This is a genomic window from Sinorhizobium fredii NGR234 (genome assembly GCF_000018545.1).
GTDB classification, from domain to species: Bacteria; Pseudomonadota; Alphaproteobacteria; order Rhizobiales; family Rhizobiaceae; genus Sinorhizobium; species Sinorhizobium fredii_A.
Window position 1 is genome coordinate 174,659 of sequence record NC_012587.1, and the last position, 24,845, is coordinate 199,503.

A 24,845-nucleotide genomic window follows, 5' to 3' on the forward strand; every position below is an offset into this window, starting at 1 on the left:
GGGACAAGCGCGTCAGTTCAGCGTCCGCACTAATCCGGGAGAATCGAGCGAAAAGGCGGGGATCGCCACGTTGAAGGTCTCCCCGTCTTCGGCCTCCATGCTGTAGTGGCCGAACATGACGCCCGACGGCGTGTCGAGCGGGCAGCCTGAGGAATATTCGTAGGTGTCGCCGGGATTGAGCAGCGGCTGCTCGCCGATGACGCCCGGACCGCTCACCTCGTCGACCTGGCCGTTCTCGTCGGTGATGTGCCAATAGCGGGTCATCAGCCGAACCGCGATCTCCGAATGGTTCGATATGACGATGCGGTAGCCCCAGACATAGCGGCTGTCATCCGGGTCTGACTGTTCTTCGAGATAGTACGGCTCCACCGTGACTTCTATGTCGCGAGTCAGCGCACGGTACATGTTCGACATCCTGTTTCAAATCTGCTCGAGTATCATACAGCGATAAGGTTTCGTGAAGAATAACGGCAAGATTATACGAGTCGTTTCGAATTTCACGCAAGGCGGGTGAACATGCTCGACGGCGCGGTGCGCAGGCAACTCGATCCCATCCTGAACCGGCTTGGCGCGGCGCTCGCCGGGCGGGGTGTGAGTGCCGATGCGATCACGATTTGCGGCCTTTGCCTGGGCCTTGCCGCGGCCGCGCTCATTGCTTGGCAAGAGTACGTTGCGGGCGCGGTTCTCATTCTGTCGAGCCGGCTCTGCGACGGCCTCGACGGGGCGGTGGCGCGGGCCAGCCGCAAGACCGATTTCGGCGGTTTCCTCGACATCGTCCTCGACTTCGCCTTCTATGGCGCGATCCCGCTCGCCTTCATCACCGCAGATCCGGCAATGAATGGTCTTGCCGGCGGGTTCTTGCTCTTTGCCTTCTATGTCAATGGCTCGAGCTTCCTCGCCTTCGCCGTGATCGCCGCGAAGCGGGCACTGTCGACCGAAATCCGCGGCGCGAAGTCGATCTATTTCACGACCGGGCTTGCTGAGGCGACCGAGACGATCGCCTTCTTTCTGGCCTGCTGCCTGTTTCCGGGCTGGTTCCCCGCGCTGGCGGCGATCTTCGCAGCCATCTGCCTCTATACGGCCGTGTCGCGGATCGTCCTGGCGCGTCTCACCTTTCGCGATGGGCAATGAAAAACCGCCCGTGCGAGCCGGGCGGTTAAAAAATCGTCGAAGCTGCGAGGTGATCAGGCCCTGACGGACGTCAGCGCCTTGGCGAAATCCTCGATCAGATCGTCGCTGTCCTCGATGCCGGCCGAGAAGCGCACGGTGCCGGCCGAGATGCCGAGCTCGGTGCGGGCCTCGTCGGAGAGGTTCTTGTGCGTCGTCGTCGCCGGATGCGTGATGAGGCTCTTGGAGTCGCCGAGATTGTTGGAAATCCTGACGATGTGGAGCGCGTTCTGCAGCGCGAAGGCCGCATCCTTGCCGCCCTTCAATTCACAGGCGACCAGCGTCGAGCCGCCGCTCATCTGCTTGGCGATGATGCCGGCCTGCGGATGGTCCTTGCGTCCAGGATAAATCACGCGCGCCACCTGGGGCTGCTCGGCGAGGAAGTCGGCAACGCGGCGGGCATTTTCCGTCTGCTGCTTGACGCGCAGCGGCAGCGTTTCGATGCCCTTCAGCAGCGTCCAGGCGTTGAACGGCGACATGGCCGGGCCGGTGTGGCGGAAATAGTCGTGCAGGTTCTCGTCGATCCACTGCTTGTCGGAGAGCACGACGCCGCCAAGGCAGCGGCCCTGGCCGTCGATATGTTTGGTGGCGGAGTAGACGACGATATGGGCGCCGAGTTCCAGCGGCTTCTGGAACAGCGGTGTCGCGAAGACATTGTCGACCACGACCTTGGCGCCGATCTGGTTGGCGAGCTTGGCGACGCCGGCGATATCGATTACTTCCAGCGTCGGGTTGGTCGGGCTTTCGAGGAAGAACACCTTGGTGTTCGGTCGCACCGCGTCTTCCCAGTTCTTGAGGTCGCGGCCGTCGACCAGCGTGCATTCGACGCCGTATTTCGGCGCCAGCGTCTCGACAACCCAGCGGCAGGAGCCGAAGAGGGCGCGGGCAGCGACGATGTGGTCGCCCGCCTTGACCTGGCAGAGGATCGCCGCGGAGACGGCGGCCATGCCGGATGCGGTGGCCCGCGCGTCTTCGGCGCCTTCGAGCATGCACATGCGCTTCTCGAACATGTCGTTGGTCGGGCTGCCGTAGCGCGCGTAGATATAACCCTCGGTCTCGCCCTTGAAACGGGCTTCCGCAGCTTCCGAGCTGTCGTAGACGAAGCCCTGCGTCAGGAAGATTGCTTCGGAGGTCTCGCCATACTGGGAGCGGATGGTTCCGCCGTGGACGAGTTGGGTAGCCGGGCGCCAGGTCTTGCTCATGCGACGATCACCTTCAAAAACAAAAAAACCGGCCGCGAAACGACCGGTTTGACACCCGGCCTTTTTAGCTACTTGTTTAACGTGGCTGCAAGCCGACCGGCCAAATCACCACGGGATAAAGCTCCAATACTGCCTGGCCGCGCTTGCGTCAATTCCCGGAGTTTGGTTTTGTCTGGCAACTGAGAATGAGGATGGGAATGGGCCGGGAAACAGGGATTTTGGCCGACCGCGCGATTGCTGCGCTGTTTGCCTCGGGACGTCTGAAGAGCGAGAAGGCGCTGGATGATGACCAGATCCAGCCGGCCAGCCTCGATCTTCGCCTCGGATCCAAGGCATTTCGCGTCCGCGCCAGCTTCATGCCGGGGCCGGCCCACCTCGTTGCCGACAAGCTCGACCGCCTGAAGCTGCATGTCATCGATCTCAGCGCGGGCGCGGTTCTGGAGACAGGCTGCGTCTACATCGTGCCGCTGATGGAGAGCCTTTCCCTGCCGGAGGGCATGTCCGCCTCCGCCAATCCGAAGAGCTCGACCGGCCGCCTCGATATCTTCACGCGCGTCATCACCGACCGGGCGCAGGAGTTCGACAAGATCCCGGCCGGCTATAACGGGCCGCTTTACCTGGAGATCAGCCCTCGGACCTTTCCGATCGTCGTCCGCCGCGGTTCGCGGCTGTCGCAGATCCGTTTCCGCGTCGGTCACTCGGTTCTTTCCGAACAGGAGCTGCTCGGCCTGCACGAAAGCGACGTGCTCGTTGCCAGCGAGCGGCCCAATATCAGCGGCGGCGGCATCGCGCTGTCGATCGACCTCAAGGGGACCGGCCCCGACGGCCTGATTGGCTATCGCGGCAAGCACCACACCTCGGTGGTCGACGTCGACAAGAAGGCGGAACACGCGGTCTTCGATTTCTGGGAGCCGCTCTACAGCCGCGGACGCGACGACCTGATCCTCGATCCGGACGAGTTCTATATCCTCGTCTCGCGCGAGGCAGTGCACGTCCCGCCGCTCTACGCCGCCGAGATGACGCCCTTCGATCCGCTGGTCGGCGAGTTCCGCGTCCATTATGCCGGTTTCTTCGACCCGGGTTTCGGCCACGCCTCGGCCGGCGGCAGCGGCAGTCGTGCCGTGCTCGAGGTGCGCAGCCATGAGGTGCCCTTCATCCTCGAACACGGGCAAATCGTCGGCCGCCTCATCTACGAGCATATGCTGGAGCGGCCGGAGGGCCTCTACGGTCTTGATCTCGGCTCGAACTACCAGGCGCAGGGCCTCAAGCTTTCGAAGCATTTTCGCGCCGAGTGAGCCCACTGCATGATTCCTAAATCGGAATCGATTTAAGCAATCATGCAGCAGTTCAAAGTGCTACAGCGACCTTAGCGCGTCCGATTGGACGCGCGGCGCTGTAAAGCAATTCCAGGAAAAGTGTGTAACGGTTTTCCGTCCGGATTTGCGTCGTTTCAAAGATAGTCGCTTGACAGATCGCGGCGGTTGAGGAAATTTCCGCTTCTGACGCGGGTGTAGTTCAGTGGTAGAACGCCAGCTTCCCAAGCTTGATGTCGTCGGTTCGATCCCGATCACCCGCTCCATTTTTTCTTTCGTCCGCCATCCGTTTGAGGGCCGCCGCTTCTGCGCGGCTCCTGCCTATGGCCAGCCCTGCAACACCCCGCTAAGGTCCGGTCACTGTTCGGGAATCGGATCACAATGACGCGCGTTTTCTTTCATCGTCTTTTCGGAATGCTTGCTGTCACAGTGGCGCTTCTCGCGTCCGGGGCGGGCGCCGCACCGAACGACCTGCCTCTGCTGTTCGATGCCCGCGAGCGCATCGCCAAGCCTGATCTGACCGCGCTGGCGCGGTTGCGGTTCCTCACGACGGTCGATTTCCCGCCGTTCAATTTCATCGACCAGTCGGGCAAGCTTTCCGGCTTTCACGTCGACCTTGCCCGGGAAATCTGCCGCGAACTTGAGATCGAGTCGAAATGCCAGATCCAGGCGGTAACCTATCCCGAGCTGATGCCGGCCCTTGAACAGGGCCAGGGCGAGGCGATCGTCGCCGGCATCGCCGTGACGCCGGAACTGCGGCGGCGTTTCGCCTTCTCCAGGGCCTTCATGCAAATGCCGGCACGCTTCGCCCTCAACAGGAAGGCGGCCGAGGGCGTCAAGAGCCCGGCCGATCTCGTCGGCAAGCCCATCGGGGCGGTCGCCGGGACGACGCATGAGGCGATGCTGAAAGCCTTCTTTCCGCAGCTCGAAGCCAAGGCCTATCCCGATCGCGATGCCTTGCTGAACGCCTTGCGGGAGGGCGCCGTGACGGCCGCCTTCTCCGATGCCATGCAGCTTTCCTTCTGGGTCTCCGGCAGCGTCGCCGCAGGATGCTGCACTTTGCTGGACGGCGCCTATTTCTCTGAGCGCTTCCTGGGCGAGGGCCTGACGATCATGAACCGCACGACCGAGCCTGCCTTGACCCAGGCGATCGACCACGCGCTGCTGGCGCTGTCACGCAGCGGCAGGCTGGAGGAGATCTACCTGCGCTATTTTCCGAACGGCATCTATTGAACGAATCCGCGGCGTGCTGGGCGGCTACCTGCGGAAGCGGGCGAGGGCGCCGCGTTCGATCGCCGCGCAGGTGAGCTTGTCGAGGGCGAGCCGGTCGCGCAACAGCTGCAGCAGCCGGATTTCCTCGGTGCGGATGCGCTGGTCGGCGGCGGCGATCTCGACGGCAAGTGCATAGGCGGTTTCGTAGTGCCGCTGCGGCAGCGATTCGCGAACCATTTCGAGGGTGACGTCGAGCCCCTCGGGAGCGGCAAGCTGGGCCGCGCATTCGCGGCCGATATGGACCAGCCGGTCCTCGTCGAAACCGTCGAAGGCCGGCAGGAAACGCACGAGCCCGCCGATCCGCGCGAATTCGTCATCGCTCATGCTTCTGTCCACGGCCGACATCATGACCATGACATAGACGAGGGCTTCGTGCTGGCTGAAGCTTGCGGACATCGGTTCTCCCGGGACTGGTGGCGCTGAGTTAGGGATTTTCGGGCGGGCTTACAAGTCCGGCGCGGGCTCGCCGAAGTCCGTGCCGGCGGCGGGCTCCTCGATCACCGCAGGCCTGCGGCGCAAGTCACGCGGGTCATCGCCGTAGAAACCGCGCTTGGCGTTTCGCGCGTCTTCGGCTTTCGCTTCGAGCGGCGTGCCGGGCAGGGGAGTGGCCCAGCCGTTCGTGACCAGCCATTCGGCGACGTTCATGTTGCCGACCTTGCAGCTTACGGCGGGGGAGCCTTCGGCCTTCTCGTCGATCTGGTCGCAGACGAGTGCTCGCCCCCTCAGGAAATTGCGGAATGCGGTGCGCGCGACCATGCCGCAGGGCCAACTCTTGCCGGCTCCCTCGCAAACCTTCTCCGCCTTCTCCGGCTCTATGTCCTTGATCTGCAGCGTCGTGTCGCCGTTCTGGACGAGGCCGGCGGCAAGGGCGACGGGTCGTTGCAAGACGAGGGGCACCGCCTTCTTTTCGGGCGGTGCGGAGAAGGGCGGCCGCGGCGCGATCCGTTCAAGCGGTTTGGCAACACCTTCTTCCGGGATGGCGAAAAGATTGGGGTCGACCGGCCGCACCGGCGTCCTGGAGGTCTTGGCGGCCGCCTCGGCGGGCGGCGGCGCCGGCTCGGCTGGAGGCTCCGCCGCCGGAACTGGCTCTTCGGCCGGCTCGTCGATCGCGGCAGCGTCCGGCGTCTCGAGCACGAAATCGGGCGTGGCGGCGCTCTCGCGGCCGCGGATCGTAGCGGCCCCGCCGAGCAGGATGGCGGCGTAGAGGGCGAGGGCGGCGAGCCCGCCGACGATGGAGATGACCTGCGGCCGCATCTTGACGCTATCCTATTGGCTGGCCCAGACGATCCGGGCAATCCATTCGACGTCTTTCATCTCGAAACTTCGGTTCGGGTGGTCGGGATTGAGCGACAGAAGCTCGACGCCGCGCGACGTCTGCCGCGCCAGGATCTTCGCCATCACCTCGCCCTCGCAGCTCTTGAGGACGACGCGGTCGCCACGGCGCACCGATGCGCCCGGATCGACAATCAGGACGTCCCCGTCACGGTAAAGCGGCAGCATGCTGTCGCCCTGGACCTCCAAGGCGTAGACGCTGGCCTTGCTCTGCGCTGCGACTGGAAAATCGACCTCATCCCAACCCTGGCCGACGGGAAACCCGCCGTCGTCGAAAAAGCCGCCTGCGCCGGCCTGCGCGAAACCGATGAGCGGAATGCCGGCAGCCGGCAGACCGGTGCGCGACGATGGGCCGCTACCGGACTGCAGGAGCGCCATGAATTGGTCGATCGTCGCGCCGGTCGCTTCGAGGACCTTCGAAATCGATTCCGTCGACGGCCAGCGGTCGCGACCGTCAGGCGACTGGCGCTTCGACTTGTTGAAGGATGTCGGATCGAGGCCGGCGCGGCGTGCAAGGCCGGACGGCGAGAGCTGATGGCGCTCCGCCAGCGCGTCGATCGCCCGCCAGATGCTGTCATGTGAAAGCATGTCGCTCCACCCCGCCACAGTGCGGCGACGCGGACCGACCATCGGCTACGTCGCGCCCGCTTCCGCCTCATTTTGTACCCTAACGAGGCGAGGAACCGCCGTAAAGAACAGGCAGGAAAATAGTCCTGTGCTTGCGATAAGGGACGCCCACGACGGGCTCATGAACCGGCGTTGGCGGGTTCCCGTTCCGTGGCCTTGCGGGCTATGACCTCCTCATAGGCCGCCTGCAGCGTCTGGCGCACGGATGGGCCCTCCGATACACGAGACACGCCGAGATGTTCGGCCCTGAGCTCGTCCATGAAGCGTTCCCAAAGAACCGGGCCGCCCTCCTCCATGAGCTGGGCGCGGATGCTCAGTTCCTCGCTGACCGGCAGATAGCGTCGGCCCCAGGCGCCAAGATGCGCCATGATCGGCACCAGCGCGATCGCCATCTCGGTCAGGCTGTAGATCGCCTTCTGCTTGTGGCTCGGATCGTCGCGCTTGGTCAGCATGCCGATTTCGAGCAGCGTCTTCAGCCGGTCGGCGAGGATGTTGGAAGAAATGCCCTCCTGTGATCGCAAGAGCTCGCGGAAATGGCGTTTGCCACCGAAGATCATGTCGCGGATGATCAGGAGGCTCCATTTGTCGCCGAAGACTTCGAGCGAGAGATTGATCGGGCAGGCAGAGCGGTGATCGTCAGTCATTCGGGCCTCTGTAGCGGGGCGGATGCGGACCGGCAATTTTCCGCACCCTTCAAAACTGCTTGCATTATTGCAGCAGTAACGCTACAGTGCAACTGCTTTCAAAATGATATCAGTATTGACGGCGCGGGTGCGGTCGCCCATGGGCCTCGCTTCAGATCATCGACGCAAGCGCGCTGCCGGCGATCCCGAAGGAAAAGGCGACGAGGCAGACTGCGGCGATGCGGCGGGGCAGGCGCGGGGCGACCGGCCGCGGCAAACGCGCCAGGAGAGTGCCGGCGGCAATCCACAGCGAACCGGCACCAAGCGTCAGCATCGCAAACCCGAGAAGCCATGGCAGCATCGCTTGAAGCCCAACCTGCGGCATGATGACGAGCGCAATGATCAGCGCCTTCGGGTTGAGGAGAGTGGTAACGAACACCTGTCCGGGGGCGATCGGCCGATCGCTTGCGCCCTGCGCCTTCATCGTCCAGAGGGCATGCGCCATGAAGAGGATCCAGCCGGCGGCGGCGAGCTTCAGCAGGAGGCCGACAGCCGGATGCGCGGAAATGAGCGGCGCCGCCAGCACCGTCACCGGGACGATCACCGTCAGATAGCCGCCGAGTTCGCCGGCAAGCAGCGGCAAGGAGCGTCGCATGCCGGCCGCCGCACCGGAAAGCCACAACAGCGTATTGGTCGGCCCGGGCGTCGCGAGCAGAAGCAGGATGGCAAGGGCGAAGGGGAGCGGCTGCATGATTGGTGCTGTCGTTGCTGATCTCTTCTCCTGCTCTTAGCGGACCGGTTAGCGCGCGGACTTGATCTTGGTCAACTACCCGCCCAGTGACCTCAGCTTCGTGTCAGGCGCTGTGTCTCCCCTTGCTCCGTCATCCTCGGGCTTGACCCGAGGATCCAGAATCAATCGGGGAGGCATTGCATTCAGTGTGCCAATGGTTGCTCGTGTTTGGATCCTCGGGTCAAGCCCGAGGATGACGGAGGTATTGGGCAAAAGGGAGCTCACAAAGCCCTATTTTCGCAGGCTGCGAGTTCCCCGAAAACGACAGGGCACAGGAAGAAAAGCGAGCGTCAGCTCCTGTGCAGCCGGATCGGCCGCGTCTTCTCCCGCACGATCTCTCCCCTTGCCTCGAGGTCGAGTTGCACGGCTTTCGACCACCAGGAGACGCCCTTGCCGCCCGGAAACCGCTCTTCCGGCAGATGGGCGAAGATGCGCTCGCGAACTTCGGCCAGCGTCAGCCCGGGCGCTTGCACGGGGATCACCGCGAGCAGGGCGGTCTTCATCGCCGCATACTTATCGGCGTCGACCGAAGTGGTCTTGCCGGGGTGGATGATGTTCTCGACGGTGATCCGGTTGGACTTCGACATGGTTGTTCCTCCAGTTCGCATCCCAAGGACGGTCGAGCGGGGTGGGAACCGACAACGCGTTGGCATGATCGGCTCTCACCCCCCCCCCGTCATCCTCGGGCTTGACCCGAGGATCCAGTATCAAGCGCGCCTCCACCGGTGCGCTCACGTTGGCTTGTGCATGGATCCTCGGGTCAAGCCCGAGGATGACGGAGGTGGTATACGAGGCCAGTACTGCTGATGTCTGGAAGACTGACGAAAAAGGGCCGCACACGGTGCGGCCCTCGAACACTCCTCGTGTAGAGCGGGATGAGGAAAAGTGTGTGCGGTTTTCCGCCCGCATCCCGCTCTAACCTATTGGAATCGATCACGTTCATGATTTTAGGTCGAGCCGGCCTAAAATCATCGTGATCTAGGGCTGGCGGCTTAAGCCGCCTTCTGCGCCTGCCCGTAGGGGTCGAACCGACCGTAGAAGGTCTCGCCCTTTTCGGCCATCTCCTTCAAGAGCGGCGTCGGCTCGAAGTGGTCGCCATAAGCCTTGGCTAGTTTGTTGCACATCGCGACGAAGGCTTTGATGCCCATGCCGTCGATATAGGAGAGCGTGCCGCCGGTGTAGGGCGCGAAGCCGAAGCCGAGGATCGAGCCGACATCCGCCTCGCGCGGGTCGGTGACGATGCCTTCCTCGATGGTGCGGGCCGCTTCCAACGCGATCGTCGCCAGGAAGCGCTGCTTCACCACCTCGACATCGACCTTGTCTGCCGGCTTCTGCGAGTAGAGCTCCTTGAGCCCCGGCCACAGATATTTCTTGGCCGGCTTCGCCGGATACTCGTAGAAGCCCTTGCCGTTCTTGCGGCCGCGCCGGTCGAGTTCGTCGACCATCTTGTTGACCAGTTCCATGTGGCGCGGGTCGACGGCCTTTTCGCCGAGGTCGGCGACCGTCGCCTTGAGGATCTTCTGGCTGAGGTCGATCGCCACCTCGTCGTTGAGCGACAGCGGTCCGACCGGCATGCCGGCCATCTTGGCGGCATTCTCGATCATCGCCGGCGGCACCCCCTCGATCAGCATGTCGTAGGCTTCGTGGATATAGCGGAAGACGCAGCGGTTGACGTAGAAGCCGCGGGTGTCGTTGACGACGATCGGCGTCTTCTTGATCGCCGCGACATAGTCGAGCGCCGTGGCCAGCGCCTTGTCGCCGGTCTCCTTGCCGACGATCACTTCCGTCAGCATCATCTTTTCGACCGGCGAGAAGAAGTGGACGCCGATGAACTGCTCCGGCCGCTTCGAATTCCTGGCAAGGCCGGTGATCGGCAGCGTCGAGGTGTTGGAGGCGAAGATGGCGTCCGGGGCGATGACCGCCTCGACCTTCTCGATCACGTCCTTCTTGACCTGCCGGTCCTCGAACACCGCCTCGACGACGAGGCCGGCGTCCTTGAGATCGCCATAGTCGGCCGATGGCGTGATGCGCGAAAGCAGCGCCTCGCCCTCTTCCTTGGTCAGCCGCCCCTTGCCGATCGCGTCCTTGACCAGCCCCTCCGAATGCGCCTTGCCCTTCTCGGACGCTTCCATGTCGCGGTCGATGAGGGTGACGGGAATGCCGGCGGCGGCCGTCACGTAGGCGATCGAGGCGCCCATGAAGCCGGCGCCGACGACGCCGACCGTCTTGAACTCCGTTTTCGGGACGCCGGCCGGGCGGCGGGCGCCCTTGCCAAGCTCCTGCATCGAGACGAACAGCGAGCGGATCATAGAGAAGGCTTCGGTGGTCTGCAGGATCTCGGTGAAATAGCGCTGCTCGATCTTGAGCCCGGTGTCGAACGGCACCTGCAGACCTTCATAGACGCATTTCAGGATGGCGATGGCGCCCGGATAATTGCCATAGGTTTCACGGCGCAGAATGCCGGACGCTGCCGGCCAGAGCTGCGCGGAGGCAGGCGTCCAGACGCCGCCGCCCGGAAGCTTGAAGCCCTTCTCGTCCCAGGGCTGCACGGCTTTGAGCCCGTTCTTGATCATCGCCTTGGCGGCTTCGACCAGCTTCTCCGGCTCGACCACTTCGTGCACGAGGCCCATCGCCTTGGCGCGCGCCGCGGTCAGCGACGAGCCGGTGGTCATCATCTGCAGGGCGTCCTGCGTATTGGTGAGCCGCGGCACGCGCTGGGTGCCGCCGGCGCCCGGGAAGATGCCGACCTTGACCTCGGGGAGGGCGATCTTCACGGATTTCGAGTTGGAAGCGACGCGGCCGTGGCAGGCGAGCGACAGTTCGAAGGCGCCGCCCATGCAGGTGCCGTTGATCGCCGAGACCCACGGCTTGCCTGAGGTTTCGAGCTTGCGGAACAGCCCGGTCATGCGACCGACGAGATTGAAGAGCTTCTGCGCGGCGTTGGCCGGATCCTTTTTCCTCTCCTCGGCCTGCAACGTGAACATCGACTTGATCATCGACAGATCGGCGCCGCCGGAGAAGGACGACTTGCCGGAGGTGAAGACGACGCCCTTGACGGCGGCATCGGCGGTCGTCTGGTCGACGATCGCATCGAGTTCGTCCATCACCTCCTCAGTGAAGACGTTCATCGACTTGTCGGGCATGTCCCAGGTGACGAGTGCGATGCCGTCCGCGTCGGTTTCGATCTTGAAGTTCGTGTAAGACATATTCTCTCTCCCGGGATCGGATCAGACGCGTTCGATGATCGTGGCGGTGCCCATGCCGGCGCCGATGCAGAGCGTCACCAGAGCGGTGTTGAGGTCGCGGCGTTCGAGCTCGTCGAGCACCGTGCCGAGGATCATCGCGCCGGTCGCGCCGAGCGGATGGCCCATGGCGATGGCGCCGCCGTTGACGTTGATCTGGTCGTGCGGAATGTCGAAGGCCTGCATGAAGCGCAGCACTACGGCGGCAAAGGCCTCGTTGAGCTCGAAGAGGTCGATGTCGGAGAGCTTCATGTCGGCGCGCTTCAGCAGCTTTTCAGTAACGTCGACCGGGCCGGTCAGCATCAGCGCCGGATCGGAGCCGATATTGGCGAAGGCGCGGATGCGGGCGCGCGGCTTCAGCCCCATGGCTTCGCCGCCGGCCTTCGAGCCGAGCAGCACGGCGGCTGCGCCATCGACGATGCCGGACGAATTGCCGGCGTGGTGGACATAGTTGATCCGCTCGATTTCCGGATGCGCCTGGATGGCGACGGCCTCGAAGCCGCCCATCTCGCCGGGCATCTGGAAGGAGGGGTTGAGCGAGGCGAGTGCCTGCATGTCGGTGCCGGGGCGCATATGCTCGTCGCGGTCGAGGATCGTCAGGCCGTTCTGGTCCTTGACCGGCACGACCGAGTTCTCGAAATAGCCCTTTTCCCAGGCGTGCGCAGCGCGCTTCTGGCTTTCCACCGCATAGGCGTCGACGTCGTCGCGCGAGAAGCCGTATTTGGTGGCGATCAGGTCGGCCGAGACGCCCTGCGGCATGAAATAGGCCGGCAGGCTGACGGAGGGATCCATGAACCAGGAGCCGCCCGACATGCCGAGGCCGACGCGCGACATCGACTCGACGCCGCCGGCAATGACGATGTCGTCCGCCCCTTGCGCGATCTTGGCGGCGCCGAAATTGACGGCGTCGAGACCGGAGGCGCAGAAGCGGGAGATCTGCATGCCGGGCGCCCTCGTCGAGTAGCCCGCCTCGAAAGCGGCCGCCTTCGGGATCACCGACCCTGCATCCATCACCGGATCGACGCAGCCCATGACGATGTCGTCGACGGTCGCGGTGTCGAGCCCGTTGCGGTCGCGGACCGCCTCGAGCACCTTGGCGGCGAGCCGGACGGACGGCACTTCGTGCAGCGAGCCGTCCTTCTTGCCACGGCCGCGCGGCGTGCGCACGTGGTCGTAAACGAAGACTTTCGTCATGTCTCATCTCCCTTTCGTCGGCACCTCGTCGGGCCGCGCATCATCGGTTGGATCGGCCCGCGGGCGGAAAACCGCCGCGCGGACCGTTCCTCATCCAGGTCCACTGTGAAATCAGAACGCGGCGGCGTCCAGCGCCATCAGCGTGTCGGCGCCGGTTTCGATGCGCGCCTTGCGCAGCGCCGTCTCCGGCAGGATTCGCTCCATGAAGAAGTTGGCGGTGATCAGCTTGTTCTTCAGGTAGTCCGCCTGTGCGGTTTCGCCAGCGGCAAGTTTATCATGCGCAGTCTTGGCGATCTTCGCCCACATGTAGCCGAGGACGACGAGGCCGAAGAGATGCATGTAGTCGGTCGAGCCGGCGCCGGCATTGTCGGGCTTGGCCATGGCGTTCTGCATGAACCACATGGTTGCCGCCTGCAGGTCGTTGAGGCCCTTCTTCAGCGCCTTGGTGTAGGCGGAGAGCCTTTCGTCGCCGCGGTTCTCCTCGCAGAAATCGCCGATTTCCTTGAACAGCGCCATGACGGCGCGGCCGCCGTTGATTGCGAGCTTGCGGCCGACGAGGTCGAGCGCCTGGATACCGTTCGCGCCCTCGTAGATCATGGCGATGCGGGCGTCGCGGACATACTGGCTCATGCCGTGCTCTTCGATATAGCCGTGGCCGCCGAACAGCTGTTGCGCCACGACCGTATGGTCGAAACCCTTGTCGGTCAGCACGCCTTTCAGGATCGGCGTCATCAGGCCGAGAATGTCGTCGGCCGCCTGCCGCTCCGCTTCGTTGTCGGAGCGGTGGGCGATATCGGACTTCAGTGCCGTCCAGAGGGTGAAGGCGCGGCCGGCCTCGTTGAAGGCCTTGATCGTCATCAGCGAGCGGCGCACGTCCGGATGGACGATGATCGGGTCGGCCTTCTGCTCGGGCGCCTTGACGCCGGAAAGCGAGCGGCCCTGGAGGCGTTCGCGGGCGTAATTGGCGGCATTCTGATAGGCGATCTCGGCGATCGCCAGTCCCTGCATGCCGACGGCAAGGCGGGCCTCGTTCATCATCACGAACATGGCGTTGAGGCCCTTGTTCTCCGCGCCGATCAGATAGCCGGTCGCCTCGTCATAGTTCATCACGCAGGTGGAGTTGCCGTGAATGCCCATCTTGTGTTCGATCGCGCCGCAGGAAACGCCGTTGCGCGCGCCGGGCTCACCGTCGTCGTTCAGCTTGAACTTCGGCACGATGAAGAGCGAGATACCCTTGACGCCTTCCGGCGCGCCCTCGATACGGGCAAGCACCAGATGGATGATGTTCTCGGCCATGTCGTGCTCGCCGGCGGAGATGAAGATCTTCTGGCCGGAGATCCTGTAGGACCCGTCGCCGTTCGGTATGGCCTTGGTGCGAAGCAGGCCCAGATCGGTGCCGCAATGCGGCTCCGTCAGGTTCATGGTGCCGGTCCAGGTGCCGTCGACCATCTTCGGCAGGTAGGCGCGCTTCTGCTCCTCGGAGCCGTGCACGAGGATGGCGGCAATGGCGCCCTGCGTCAGGCCCGGATACATCATCAGCGACATGTTCGCGGCGGACAGGAATTCGCCGACGGCGGTGTGAAGCGTGTAGGGCAGGCCCTGGCCCCCGAACTCCTCCGGCGCGGCGAGGCCCAGCCAGCCGCCCTCGCGGTAGAGATCGAAGGCCTGCTTGAAGCCGGCCGGCGTAGTGACTGACCCATCGTCGTTGCGCTTGCAGCCCTCCTGATCGCCGGAAAGATTGATCGGAAAGAGCTCTTCCTCGGCAAGTCTGGCGGCCTCGCCGAGGATCGCCGCCACCATGTCCGGCGTCGCATCCGCAAAACCCGGCAGGTTGTGATAGCGCTCGAGGCCGAGCACGTCGTTGAGGATGAACAGGGTGTCGTCGACCGGAGCCTTGTAAATGGGCATTGCTTTCCTCGCCTTGATGTCCCCTCGGGCGGCGCTGCGGCTTGCCCGACTTGATCTGCCTTGAGCGCGCCGAACGGTCGGTGTCGCATCGTTGGCAGGATGCTACAAAATTTTGACGTTTGCGTAAACGTCAAAAAATTTCGCATCGCAAAAAATTGGCGCGAGGCGGCTGCCGGGCAGATGAGCACCTTTTGAATGAAGATTAGGACCTGCGCAGATGGATAAATCGTTAAAAAACCGCGCCGATTAACGGGTTGTTTACCACGTTTAATGAATTGTGGGCTGTGAGATGGGCAAAGCCACAACCGGAAGGCTCGCGTTGTTGTGGCTTTGCCCGCATCGGCTGGGCTGCTGAAGAGGAACGGACCTAAACGCCCTTCCGCGGCTTCCACGATAGTCGACGACAGGGGCGAAGAGACAATGAACGGATCGCGATCCAATCCTCAGCGCACAGGCAGCCCATCCTATGGCGACAGGCCGTCGCTTGATGCCCTGAACCGGACAATCGAAGGCCTCGAGGCGCGCATCGAGGGCCTGATGAGCAGCGTCGGCCGCGAGCAGCGCCAGCCGGACCGCCGGGCAGCGCCGGCGAACAACGCCGTTTCCGAAATACTCGACCGCCAGCGCGCCCTGAGCGGCGCACGGGAGCGGCTGCCGTTGCGCGAGCGCATTTCGGCGCGTCAATCCGATCGCCCGGTTCCCGCGCCCGCGCGCCTTGCGGAAGAGCCGCGGTACCAGCCAACCCCGCCGGTGCCGACCCAGCCGCCGCGCCCGTCCGCGGCAACCGATATCGCCGAGGCTCTCGTCGGCTTGAGACAGGATCTGAAGCGCGATATCAGCGACGGATTTGCCCGCGAAATGCATGCCCTTCGCTCGGAAATCCGTGGCATCAAGGCCGAGGCTTCCGAAGACCGCGGCTACGCCGCCGATATCCGCGCCGATTTGCAGCGGCTCGCCGACAACATCAATCAACTCGGCCGTCAGGCACCCTCGGCGCAGGCCGACGCGCTTCGCGTCGAATTCGACGACCTGCGGGCAATGATCGACGGCCTGGCGCGCGAAGACAGCATGCGCCGCATGGAAAGCCGCTGGAGCGGCGTCGAGGATCGGCTGAATGCCTTCGACCAGAACCGTGATGACGAGCTCGTGGCGCTCGCCTACCGTCTTGACGAAATCAAGTCGCAGATCGGCACGCTGAGCCAGGTCTCGGCGGTCGATATGCTGGAGGACAAGCTCGTCGTCGTGGCGCGGGCGATCGAGACGCTCGGGCGCCAGATGGAGCCGGACGACAGGCGCTTCGCCTCGCAGTTCGCCGAACTCGATCAGCGGCTCGACGAAATCAGCCGGGCGGTCGCCGTCGGCCGCAATGCCGCCAGCCTCGACAGCGCCTTCGTCAACCGGCTGGAAAACCGCCTTGGCGATCTCTCGCACCAGATCGACAATCTTGCTCGCCCGGTGGACGCTGGCCTTGGCGCACGGATCGAGGCGCTGTCGGCGCGCGTCGAAGACCTTGCCGGCGACAGGGCCGCGGCCCGGCTCGAGGAACGGCTCGATCAGCTTTCCGCGCTGCTGGAGCGCAGCCAGCGCAATGTGGCGCCGGAACTGGCGGACTACCTTGCCGATATTTCGCGCAGGATCGAGGCGCTGGACCAGGGCAGCGTCAACGATGTCCTGGCGGAACGATTGGATTACCTCGCCCGCCGAATCGACGAACTGGACGGCCATGGCGAATCGCCGGCGCCGGACATGCGCTTCGACCGGCTCGAGGACCGGCTTGCCGATATCGCGCAGCGCCTGGAGGAAACACAAGCCGCGCCGTTCGACGATCGCGAGGCGCTGCGCAATCTCGAAGCGCAGATCGGCAATCTCTCGGCGCTGGTGAGCCGGTCGCATCAGGAGCCGGCCGGCGCCGCGCCGATCGAGTTCGAAAGCCGCATGACGGCGCTCGAAGACTATCTGGCGACCAGCGACGAATACATCATCGAAGCGGCCCGGCAGGCCGCCGAAGCGGTGATGGAGGCCTATGCCCGGAACGGCATGCCGCAGACCGCCTCTGGCACCGACATGGCGGCGATCTCGGCGCTCGCCGAAGATCTCCGGGCGCTCGAGGATATCAGCCGTTCGAGCGAAGAGCGCACGGCGCGCACCTTCGAGGCCCTGCACGACACGCTCGTCCACATCGCCGAGAAACTGGAACGGCTCGAAGAACGAGAGCCGGGTGCCGGCGTGCGGATCGCCTCGCCCAACGCGCCGGCAATGCCGAAAGCGGTGGAGCCTGAATTTGCAGGTGCTTTCAACGAAGCCGATCTTGCGCGGCAGGGAAGCCTTCAGCGGCTTGGAACGGCTGTTGATGCCGACGTTGACGTCACGGTCGCAAGCCCGGTCGCCGCCGACCTGTCTCCCTCCGGCGCTGCTTCGCAGGTCGCGGTCCCGGCAGCAAAAGCCGGCTTGCTCGCCGGCCTGACCAGGCGTTTCTCCGCCAAGCGCAACGAGACGGCGCCCGCGCAGGCGCGCCAGATGGTCGAGCCCACCCCCTCGATCGATCCGTCCGAAATGCTCGCCCCGGAGGACGCCAACCAGTTGCTCGAGCCGGGCTCCGGCGTACCGGACGTCAAGAAGATCCTCGAGCGCGTGCGGGCCGGGCAAATGGCCCGCGGCGGCCAGTCGGCAGACGGCGGCGAAAAGGCGGATTTCATCGCTGCGGCCCGCCGTGCTGCGCAAATGGCCGTTGAGGAAGCCGATTCGCTGAAGAGCGCCAAGGACCATAAGGGACCGTCCGCCGCAGGGGGTGCCTTCGCCCGCCATCGCCGCCCGATCCTCATGGCGGTCGGTGCGGTGCTGCTGGCGATCATGTCCTATCCGCTGGTCAGCACGATGCTGAAGGACAGGGACGCAGAGAGCGTCCAGCCTGCCGCGGCGATCGAACGCAAAGCTGAAGCCGAAATTGCGCCGAAGGCCGTCGGCGAGGAAGCGGCCAAGCCGCTTGCCGCTGCGGTCGCGGCAAAGCCCGCCGGGCTGCCGAAGGCTGCCGCTCCGGTCGAGAAGACCGGCACGCCCCCCATTGCGACGAAGGCAGCCGCGACGGGAGGCGACAAGCCTGCCGCAGCCGTTCCGGCCGTCGAGGCTGGCCAGGCGCCCCTCTTGCAGCCCGTGGCCGAGCCGGCAAAGTCGGGGCCGGTCTCGACATTCCAGCCGACGAGCCCAGGCGCACCCACGGTCGCGAATTTTGCGCCGGTCAAGGCGAACGAAATCGTCCTGCCCGAAGGCTTTGGTCCGCCGGCGCTGTTGACTGCCGCGAAGGGCGGCGATCCGCTCGCCTATTACGAGATCGGCACCCGTTTCACCGAGGGACGCGGCGTCAAGGAAGATCTTGTCGAAGCTGGCAAATGGTATCAGCGCGCCGCCGATGCCGGCGTCGTTCCGGCCGCCTACCGTCTCGCCAATCTCTACGAGAAGGGGGCGGGCGTTGCGCGGGATGCCGCCAAGGCCAAGGCCCTCTACCAGAAGGCCGCCGAGGCGGGCAACGCCAGTGCGAGCCACAATCTCGCGGTGATGCTTGCCAGCGGCCGCGATGGTGCGCCGGATCTCGCCGCAGCCGCGAAATGGTTCGAGAAGGCCGCCGATCTCGGCGTCCGCGACAGCCAGTTCAATCTCGCCGTGCTCTATGCCCGGGGCAACGGCGTCGCTCAGAGCCTCGAGGACTCCTACAAGTGGTTCGCGATCGCCGCGCGCGACGGCGACAAGGACGCCGGCGAAAAGCGCGACGAGATCGCCAAGGCGCTGAAGCCCGAGGAGCTCGCGAGCGCCAAGGCGAAGGCCGAGGCCTGGAAAGTCCAGCCGGTCGATGCCGGCGCGAATACGGTGGATGTTCCGGACGCCTGGATCGGACCCTCGACGAAGACGGCGTCGGTCGACATGACGAAGGCGGTGCGCAACATCCAGGCCATTCTCAACAACAACGGCTTCGATGCCGGCGCGCCCGACGGCCACATGGGCAAGAAGACGATCGCCGCGATTAAGGCGTTCCAGAAGTCGATCGGCCACGAGCCGACCGGTGAAGTCACCGACGAACTGGTGAAGGAACTTTTGAAGCGCAATTCATGAGGGCAGGGGAGGCCTTTCCCTCAAGAACGCCAGTGGTTCGCCACCGTCCTTTCGGCGCCCCGGCGCCGCAATGAGCCGCAAACCGCGGATGACCGGGCGACGGCGCGGAAACTGCGGCTCCATGTCCCTGAAAAGGTTGACAGCTCCCGCCCGAGGGCGCATGAGCGGAGGCGCCGTCAGACATCCCTTTGTGGACGCAGGCGGTCGGTCGAGATGCCCCTGCTCGTGGTGAATTTCCGCCACTTCGAAGAATCCCGCCATGCCTCGCCCCGAAGCGGGGTGCGAATAATTCAAAGCATTGCACGATTCCTAAATCGTTTCCGGTTAGGAGTTGTGCAGTTGCAGTTGTCACCCGCTGTGCGGGTTCGTTGTTACATCGAGGTTTGGCCGTGACGGTCTATCTGCCCATTGCAGAATTGTCGGTGAACATATTCATCATTCTCGGCATGGGCGCGGCCGTCGGTTTTCTGTCGGGCATGTTCGGGGTGGGCGGCGGCTTCCTGATCACGCCTCTCCTGATCTTCTACAACATTCCGCCGGTGGTGGCGGTGGCGACCGGGGCGAACCAGGTGGTCGCCTCATCGATCTCCGGAGCGATCACCCATTTCCGGCGCGGCACGATCGACATCAAGCTCGGAACGGTGCTGCTCTGCGGCGGTCTCGTCGGCGCGACCCTGGGTGTCTGGCTGTTTTCGCTGCTGCGCAGCATCGGCCAGCTCGATCTCGTCATTTCGCTGCTCTACGTCGTCTTGCTCGGCTCGGTCGGCGGCTTGATGCTCTGGGAGAGCATCGGCGCGATGCGCAAGGCGGCCAGGAACCAGCCGACTCAGTTGCGCCGGCCCGGCCAGCACAACTGGATCCACGGCCTGCCGCTGAAGATGCGCTTCAAGAAGTCGAAGATCTATCTGAGCGTCATCCCGGTCGCCACGCTCGGCTTCTCAATCGGCATCCTCACGTCGATCATGGGTGTCGGCGGCGGTTTCATCATGGTGCCGGCGATGATCTATCTCCTGCGCATCCCGACCAGCGTCGTCGTCGGGACCTCGCTGTTCCAGATCGTCTTCGTCTCGGCCTATACTGTGATCGTCCAGGCCTCGACCAATTATACGGTCGACATCGTGCTGGCCTTCGTCCTGATGATCGCCGGCGTCATCGGCGCGCAATACGGCGTGCGGGTCGGCCAGCGGCTGCGCGGCGAGCAGTTGCGGGCCCTTCTGGCGCTGCTCGTGCTTGCGGTCGGCATCCGCCTGGCGATCGAGCTCATCATTCCGCCGAAGGACATCTATTCGGTGGTTTCCGCGGGGTTCGGCTTCTGATGCGCGCGCTCGCCCGTCTCGTCCTGTTTGCTGCCGCTTTGACGGTTTGCGGGCCGGTGGCGGCGCAGTCGCTCGAGCGGGAAGTCGGGGACTTCACCGAAAAGCTCGAGATCGGCATCTCGACGGACGAGATTTCCATCACCTCCGATTTCCGCGGTGCCGACCTGACGATCTTCGGCGCCATCGACGGCTTCGACGCCGACCTTCTCGCCCAGGGCAAGTACAACATCATCGTCGTGCTCGAAGGGCCGAAGGACAATGCAACGGTACGCAAGAAGCAGCGTGTCTTCGGGATCTGGGTCAACACCCAGTCGATGACCTTCGAGCTGGTGCCGGAGGCTTATTCGCTGTCGAGCACGCGTGACATCGCGACGATCGCACCGCCGCGCGACATCGCCAATATGGGCATCGGCGTCGACCACATGCGGCTGGTGCCGCTCGGCTTCATCGGCGACGGCAGCAGCCTCGGCGAGTTCCGCAACGCGTTTCGGCGCATCCGCGAGGAGAGCGGCGTCTACCAGCGCGATCCGGGCGGCGTGCAGTTCATCAGTTCGAGCCTGTTCAAGGCATCGGTCCGCCTCCCGGCCAATGTCCCGAACGGCATTCATGTGGTGCGCGCCTATCTCTTCCGCGACGGCCTCTTCGTCGCCGCCAAGGCCCTGCCGCTCCGGGTGGTGAAAACCGGCCTCGAACAGGCGATCACCCGCGCCGCGCACGAGCAGCCGCTCATCTACGGCTTTCTGGCCGTGACACTCGCGGCGATCACCGGCTGGGGCGCGAGCCTGCTGTTCCGCAAGGAGTGATGCGGAACCGAGCTGTAGCTTCTCGGCCCTTCGCCGGCGTTGGCGCGTTCCCTTTTGTGTGCTTGGGGTTTAAGAGAGGGCTGAAGATCAGCAACGCCCCTTCTGCCCTTGCGCCGAAAGGGCGGCGACAAGTTCGGGAGACCGCCTCCCGGAAGCAGAGGAAAGCCCATGAAACCGATTTTCGTGCAATTGCAATGCGCTCCCGGCCGGACGTACGATGTCGCCGACGAGATCTACCGCAAGGAAATCGTCTCGGAGATGTATTCGACGAGCGGTGACTACGACCTGCTCTTGAAGATCTATGTCGAGGAAGGCCAGGATATCGGCAAGTTCATCAACGACAATATCGCCAGCGTTCCGGGCATTTCCCGTTCGCTGACGACGCTCACCTTCAACGCCTTTTAGACTAACCCAACAGGTTGGCAAAGCGCACCGAATAAATCCGGTCGCGGCCGAGCATGTGGGCGACGAGCTGTTGTCTGTCGAAGAGGCCGCTCATGGCGCGGTGCCGGAGATCGAGTCCGCCGGTGGTGACGCCGAAGGCCGGCATCAGCAGGCGCCTGCCGTCCGTCGCAAAGCAGGCGCGCCGGATGGACCTTTCCCGGCGCCGGACCGTTGCCGAGGGATGCATGTGACCGGCGATTTCGCCGAGGCCGTCTGCCATGGAGGGCTCATGGCGGAAGACAAGCCCCGCATGACGCAGCTCGTCCATCGAGGCGCCGGGCAGGCCGGAGGCGCCGTCCGGGTCGTGATTGCCGTTGATCCAGATCCAGTCGCGGCCGCGGGCCATCGCGGTAATCATCTGGCGGAAAGTATCCGGCATCGCTACCGAGCCGCGCCGGTCATGGAAATTGTCGCCGAGGCTGATCACCGTTGCGGGATCGTACCGCGCGACGATCGCCTCGAGAATGCGCAGGGTCGCCAGCGTGTCATAGGGCGGCAGCATCATGCCGCGCCGGGCGAAGGCCGAGCCCTTTTCGAGGTGGAGGTCGGACACCACCAGTGTCCGGGTGTCGGGCAGAAAGAGACCGCCGAGCGCATCGCAGATGGCGGCCACGCCGTTGACCGTCGTGCGCGCCTGGAACAAGGCGCTTGTCTCGATAGCCGATGTCGCATGAACGAGCCGGTGCATGGTCACACCGACGTTCTCGGGGGTGACGCGCCCAGGCCTGCACCCCCCTCTGGCCTGCCGGCCATCTCCCCCACAAGGGGGGAGATTGGCCCGCGGCGAGCCCAACGCTCCAATAGAAATCGTCGCATACTCTGGACACGTTCCGATGAGCGCGTCGCGCGTGCCGCATGTGCTCTCCCCCCTTGTGGGGGAGATGGCCGGCAGGCCAGAGGGGGGTAGAGCGTCGGCATCCCGCCCGGAGCGTCCATAATCTCTCTCATACCGCCTCTATTCCCCCGCAGCCTGGCCGATCCCCATCGCCTCGTTGATCAGCTCGTCGGCGGCTTCTGTCAGCAGGAAGTCCTGGGCCTCTCCGTGAACCGATTCCCGGCCGATTTCCAGCATGACCGGAACGGCGAGCGGCGAGATACGATCGAGCCGGCGATGGGTGATGTGCCCTTTGATTCGCTTGAGCATAGTGCCGAGCCGGCCAATGTCCAAAAGGCCCGACGCCGCGTCGTTGCGCGTTGCTTCCAACAGGATGTGGTCGGGCTCGTGCATCCGCAATACGTCGTAAATGAGGTCGGCGGAAACCGTGACCTGGCGGCCGGTCTTTTCCTTGCCCGGGTGGCGCTGGTCGATCAATCCGGCGATCACTGCGCAGGTCCGAAAGGTGCGTTTCAGCAGGAAGGATTCGTTCAGCCAGGCCTCCAGGTCGTCGCCGAGCATGTCCTCGTCGAAGAGCTGTGCGAGCGATGGCGCGCCGGCGCGAAATGCCGCGCCCATGTCGTCGAGCGCCCAGATGCCGAGCGAATAGTCGGTGGCGACGAAGCCGAGCGGCTTCAGGCCAGCCCGGTCGAGCCGGCGGGTCAACAGCATGCCGAGCGTCTGGTGGGCAAGCCGTCCCTCGAAGGCGTAAGTGACCATGTAGTGGCGGCTGCCGCGCGGGAAGGTCTCGACCAGCAGTTCGTCCTCGCGCGGCAGCATCGAGGCGTCGCCCTGCAGCGCCAGCCAGTCGCGCACCTGGTCCGGCAGGGTGGCGCGCCGCGCCGGGTCGGCAAGCATCTTCCTGACCTGCGCGGCGAGATAGGTGGAGAGCGGAAACTTGCCGCCGGCATAGCTCGGCACCTTGGGGTCGAAGGAAAAGGCCTGCGAAACGAGACACTCGTTCTCGCGGATGCCTTCAAAGCGCAGCACCTTGCCGGAGAAGAGAAACGTGTCGGCCGGCGACAGCATTTCGAGGAAATACTCCTCCACCTTGCCGAGCGACATACCGCCGCGGCCGAGCGAGCCGCGTGCGTTGCGCTTGACCATTCGCACGTTCAGCATCGGCGATTCGACGATCGTCCCGACATTGAGGCGGTATTGCTGTGCGACCATCGGATTGGAAACCCGCCACAACCCTTCCTTCGTCTTGCGGACGCGGGCGTAGCGCTCATAGGTGCGCAGCGCGTAGCCGCCTGTGGCGACGAGGTCGACGACCCGTTCGAAGGTCTCCCAGGAAAGATCGGCATAAGGAGCCGCGCTGGTGATCTCGTCATAAAGCGCCAGCGGGTCGAAGGGCTTGGCGCAGGCCATGCCGAGGACGTGCTGTGCCAGCACGTCGAGCGCGCCCTTGCCGACGGGCGGCGTATCCTGCGCGCCGACATAGTTGGCGTCGAGCGCCGCCTGGCACTCCATCACCTCGAAGCGGTTGGCGGGGACGAGGATCGCCCGGCTAGGCTCGTCCATGCGGTGATTGGCGCGGCCGATGCGCTGGGCGAGTCGGCTCGCTCCCTTCGGGGCGCCGACATGGACAACCAGGTCGACGTCGCCCCAGTCGATGCCGAGATCGAGTGTCGAGGTGGCGACGACGGCGCGCAGCCTGTTCTCTGCCATCGCCGCCTCCACCTTGCGGCGCTGGGCGACGTCGAGCGAGCCGTGGTGGAGGGCGATCGGCAAATTGTCGTCGTTGATCGTCCAGAGCTCCCGGAAGAGCATTTCCGCCTGGCTGCGCGTATTGACGAAGAGCAACGTCGTGCCGTGGGCCTTGATCGCCGCATAGATGTCCGGGATCGCATAACGGGCTGAATGCCCCGCCCAGGGCACGTGGCTCTCGGCGCGCAGAATGGAGATCTCGGGCTTTGCCCCGCCCGATACGGTGATCAGTCCGGCGTAGCTCTCCTCGTCCGGTGTCTGGCCGACCAGCCAGCGCTGCAGTTCCATCGGTGCGGCCACCGTCGCCGAAAGGCCGATCGTCTGCAGGCCCGGCGCCAGGCGGCGCAGACGGGCGAGGCCGAGGGCGAGCAGATGGCCCCGCTTCGAGGTGACGAGCGAATGCAGCTCGTCGAGCACGACATAGCGCAGGTCCTTGAAGAAGCGCTCCGCCTCGCCATCGGCGATGAGCAGCGCAAGCTGCTCCGGCGTGGTCAGCAACAGGTCGGGCGGGCTGAGCTTCTGGCGCTGCCTCTTGGCCTGCGGCGTGTCTCCGGTGCGGTTCTCGATCCGGACCGGCAGGCCCATTTCATTGACCGGCTTCATCAGGTTGCGCTCGATATCGACGGCGAGCGCCTTGAGCGGCGAAATATAGAGCGTGTGAATACCGATGAAGGCGGAGCCCGGCGGAATTCGGCCGCGCCGCACGAGATCGACCAGCGACGGCAGGAAGCCGGCAAGCGTCTTCCCCGCACCCGTCGGCGCGATCAGCAACGTGCTTTGCCCTGCCTCGGCCCGTGACAGCAGTTCCAGCTGGTGGGCGCGCGGTCGCCAGCCCTTTTCCGCGAACCACCGCAGAAAGGGCGCCGGCAACGTCAGGGCGTCGCTTTCCGGCAATGGGGAATCGATCCTGTCCACGGGGAACAA

General features: G+C 64.5%; 20 protein-coding genes, 1 tRNA gene and 1 riboswitch. Of the genes, 8 read left to right on the forward strand and 13 right to left on the reverse strand.

The features are described 5' to 3' along the window. Positions 1 to 12 precede the first annotated feature (12 nt). Positions 13 to 405, reverse strand: coding sequence for a Co2+/Mg2+ efflux protein ApaG (gene apaG, locus NGR_RS12150; RefSeq protein ID WP_012706741.1), 393 nt, complete (start codon positions 403 to 405; stop codon positions 13 to 15). Between the two features lie 111 nt (positions 406 to 516). On the opposite strand from apaG, the gene NGR_RS12155 reads away from it, so the two are divergent. Next, positions 517 to 1,131, forward strand: a complete 615-nt coding sequence (locus tag NGR_RS12155) for a CDP-alcohol phosphatidyltransferase family protein (protein WP_012706742.1) — start codon at positions 517 to 519, stop codon at positions 1,129 to 1,131. A gap of 53 nt (positions 1,132 to 1,184) precedes the next feature. On the opposite strand, the gene NGR_RS12160 is transcribed toward NGR_RS12155, so the two are convergent. Then, positions 1,185 to 2,369: an O-succinylhomoserine sulfhydrylase gene (locus tag NGR_RS12160; protein ID WP_012706743.1), complete on the reverse strand. Its 1,185-nt coding sequence runs from the start codon at positions 2,367 to 2,369 to the stop codon at positions 1,185 to 1,187. 43 nt (positions 2,370 to 2,412) lie between these two features. Next, positions 2,413 to 2,491, reverse strand: a riboswitch (SAM riboswitch). A gap of 75 nt (positions 2,492 to 2,566) precedes the next feature. On the opposite strand from NGR_RS12160, the gene NGR_RS12165 reads away from it, so the two are divergent. The 3 genes from NGR_RS12165 to NGR_RS12175 all read left to right on the forward strand — a co-directional run bounded on the left by NGR_RS12165 (position 2,567) and on the right by NGR_RS12175 (position 4,915). Next, complete coding sequence (locus NGR_RS12165; protein WP_012706744.1) at positions 2,567 to 3,664, forward strand: 2'-deoxycytidine 5'-triphosphate deaminase; 1,098 nt, start codon at positions 2,567 to 2,569, stop codon at positions 3,662 to 3,664. Positions 3,665 to 3,873: 209 nt separating this feature from the next. Beyond that, a tRNA-Gly gene (locus NGR_RS12170) sits at positions 3,874 to 3,948 on the forward strand. A gap of 115 nt (positions 3,949 to 4,063) precedes the next feature. Next, positions 4,064 to 4,915, forward strand: coding sequence for a transporter substrate-binding domain-containing protein (locus NGR_RS12175; protein ID WP_012706745.1), 852 nt, complete (start codon positions 4,064 to 4,066; stop codon positions 4,913 to 4,915). Positions 4,916 to 4,939: 24 nt separating this feature from the next. Here the strand turns inward: NGR_RS12175 and NGR_RS12180 are convergent, their stop codons facing one another. The 9 genes from NGR_RS12180 to NGR_RS12220 all read right to left on the reverse strand — a co-directional run bounded on the left by NGR_RS12180 (position 4,940) and on the right by NGR_RS12220 (position 14,670). After that, complete coding sequence (locus NGR_RS12180) at positions 4,940 to 5,350, reverse strand: tellurite resistance TerB family protein (protein ID WP_012706746.1); 411 nt, start codon at positions 5,348 to 5,350, stop codon at positions 4,940 to 4,942. A gap of 48 nt (positions 5,351 to 5,398) precedes the next feature. Continuing rightward, a complete protein-coding gene (locus tag NGR_RS12185) occupies positions 5,399 to 6,208 on the reverse strand; it encodes a thermonuclease family protein (RefSeq protein ID WP_012706747.1) in 810 nt (269 codons plus the stop codon). A 12-nt stretch (positions 6,209 to 6,220) separates the two neighbouring features. Then, a complete protein-coding gene (locus tag NGR_RS12190; protein ID WP_012706748.1) occupies positions 6,221 to 6,874 on the reverse strand; it encodes a S24 family peptidase in 654 nt (217 codons plus the stop codon). A gap of 158 nt (positions 6,875 to 7,032) precedes the next feature. Further along, positions 7,033 to 7,557 carry a winged helix-turn-helix transcriptional regulator gene (locus NGR_RS12195; protein WP_012706749.1) on the reverse strand — a complete coding sequence of 175 codons (525 nt, stop codon included), beginning with the start codon at positions 7,555 to 7,557 and terminating at the stop codon, positions 7,033 to 7,035. Between the two features lie 151 nt (positions 7,558 to 7,708). Next, positions 7,709 to 8,287, reverse strand: coding sequence for a LysE family translocator (locus tag NGR_RS12200; RefSeq protein WP_012706750.1), 579 nt, complete (start codon positions 8,285 to 8,287; stop codon positions 7,709 to 7,711). Between the two features lie 329 nt (positions 8,288 to 8,616). After that, positions 8,617 to 8,913, reverse strand: coding sequence for a DUF6958 family protein (locus NGR_RS12205; protein ID WP_164924159.1), 297 nt, complete (start codon positions 8,911 to 8,913; stop codon positions 8,617 to 8,619). Positions 8,914 to 9,318: 405 nt separating this feature from the next. Beyond that, on the reverse strand, positions 9,319 to 11,532 hold the full coding sequence (locus NGR_RS12210) for a 3-hydroxyacyl-CoA dehydrogenase NAD-binding domain-containing protein (RefSeq protein ID WP_012706752.1): 2,214 nt from the start codon (positions 11,530 to 11,532) through the stop codon (positions 9,319 to 9,321). Positions 11,533 to 11,553: 21 nt separating this feature from the next. Further along, positions 11,554 to 12,762: an acetyl-CoA C-acetyltransferase gene (locus NGR_RS12215; RefSeq protein ID WP_012706753.1), complete on the reverse strand. Its 1,209-nt coding sequence runs from the start codon at positions 12,760 to 12,762 to the stop codon at positions 11,554 to 11,556. A gap of 111 nt (positions 12,763 to 12,873) precedes the next feature. Next, complete coding sequence (locus NGR_RS12220; RefSeq protein WP_012706754.1) at positions 12,874 to 14,670, reverse strand: acyl-CoA dehydrogenase C-terminal domain-containing protein; 1,797 nt, start codon at positions 14,668 to 14,670, stop codon at positions 12,874 to 12,876. 420 nt (positions 14,671 to 15,090) lie between these two features. Here NGR_RS12220 and NGR_RS12225 point away from each other — a divergent pair, with 420 nt between their 5' ends. The 4 genes from NGR_RS12225 to NGR_RS12240 all read left to right on the forward strand — a co-directional run bounded on the left by NGR_RS12225 (position 15,091) and on the right by NGR_RS12240 (position 21,298). Beyond that, entirely contained in the window at positions 15,091 to 18,774 is a 3,684-nt protein-coding gene (locus NGR_RS12225) for a peptidoglycan-binding protein (protein ID WP_012706755.1), read from the forward strand. A 389-nt stretch (positions 18,775 to 19,163) separates the two neighbouring features. Further along, complete coding sequence (locus NGR_RS12230) at positions 19,164 to 20,090, forward strand: sulfite exporter TauE/SafE family protein (RefSeq protein ID WP_012706756.1); 927 nt, start codon at positions 19,164 to 19,166, stop codon at positions 20,088 to 20,090. After that, on the forward strand, positions 20,090 to 20,893 hold the full coding sequence (locus NGR_RS12235) for a TIGR02186 family protein (protein WP_012706757.1): 804 nt from the start codon (positions 20,090 to 20,092) through the stop codon (positions 20,891 to 20,893). Before NGR_RS12230 ends, NGR_RS12235 begins: the two co-directional genes overlap by 1 nt. Before the next feature lie 168 nt (positions 20,894 to 21,061). Next, entirely contained in the window at positions 21,062 to 21,298 is a 237-nt protein-coding gene (locus NGR_RS12240; protein ID WP_012706758.1) for an Lrp/AsnC ligand binding domain-containing protein, read from the forward strand. Between the two features lies 1 nt (position 21,299). On the opposite strand, the gene pdeM is transcribed toward NGR_RS12240, so the two are convergent. Together pdeM and NGR_RS12250 are read right to left on the reverse strand one after the other, a co-directional pair. Further along, positions 21,300 to 22,025, reverse strand: coding sequence for a ligase-associated DNA damage response endonuclease PdeM (gene pdeM / locus NGR_RS12245; RefSeq protein WP_164924579.1), 726 nt, complete (start codon positions 22,023 to 22,025; stop codon positions 21,300 to 21,302). A gap of 267 nt (positions 22,026 to 22,292) precedes the next feature. Continuing rightward, positions 22,293 to 24,845 (reverse strand): ligase-associated DNA damage response DEXH box helicase, encoded by a 2,553-nt coding sequence (locus tag NGR_RS12250; RefSeq protein ID WP_164924160.1) that lies wholly within the window; start codon positions 24,843 to 24,845, stop codon positions 22,293 to 22,295.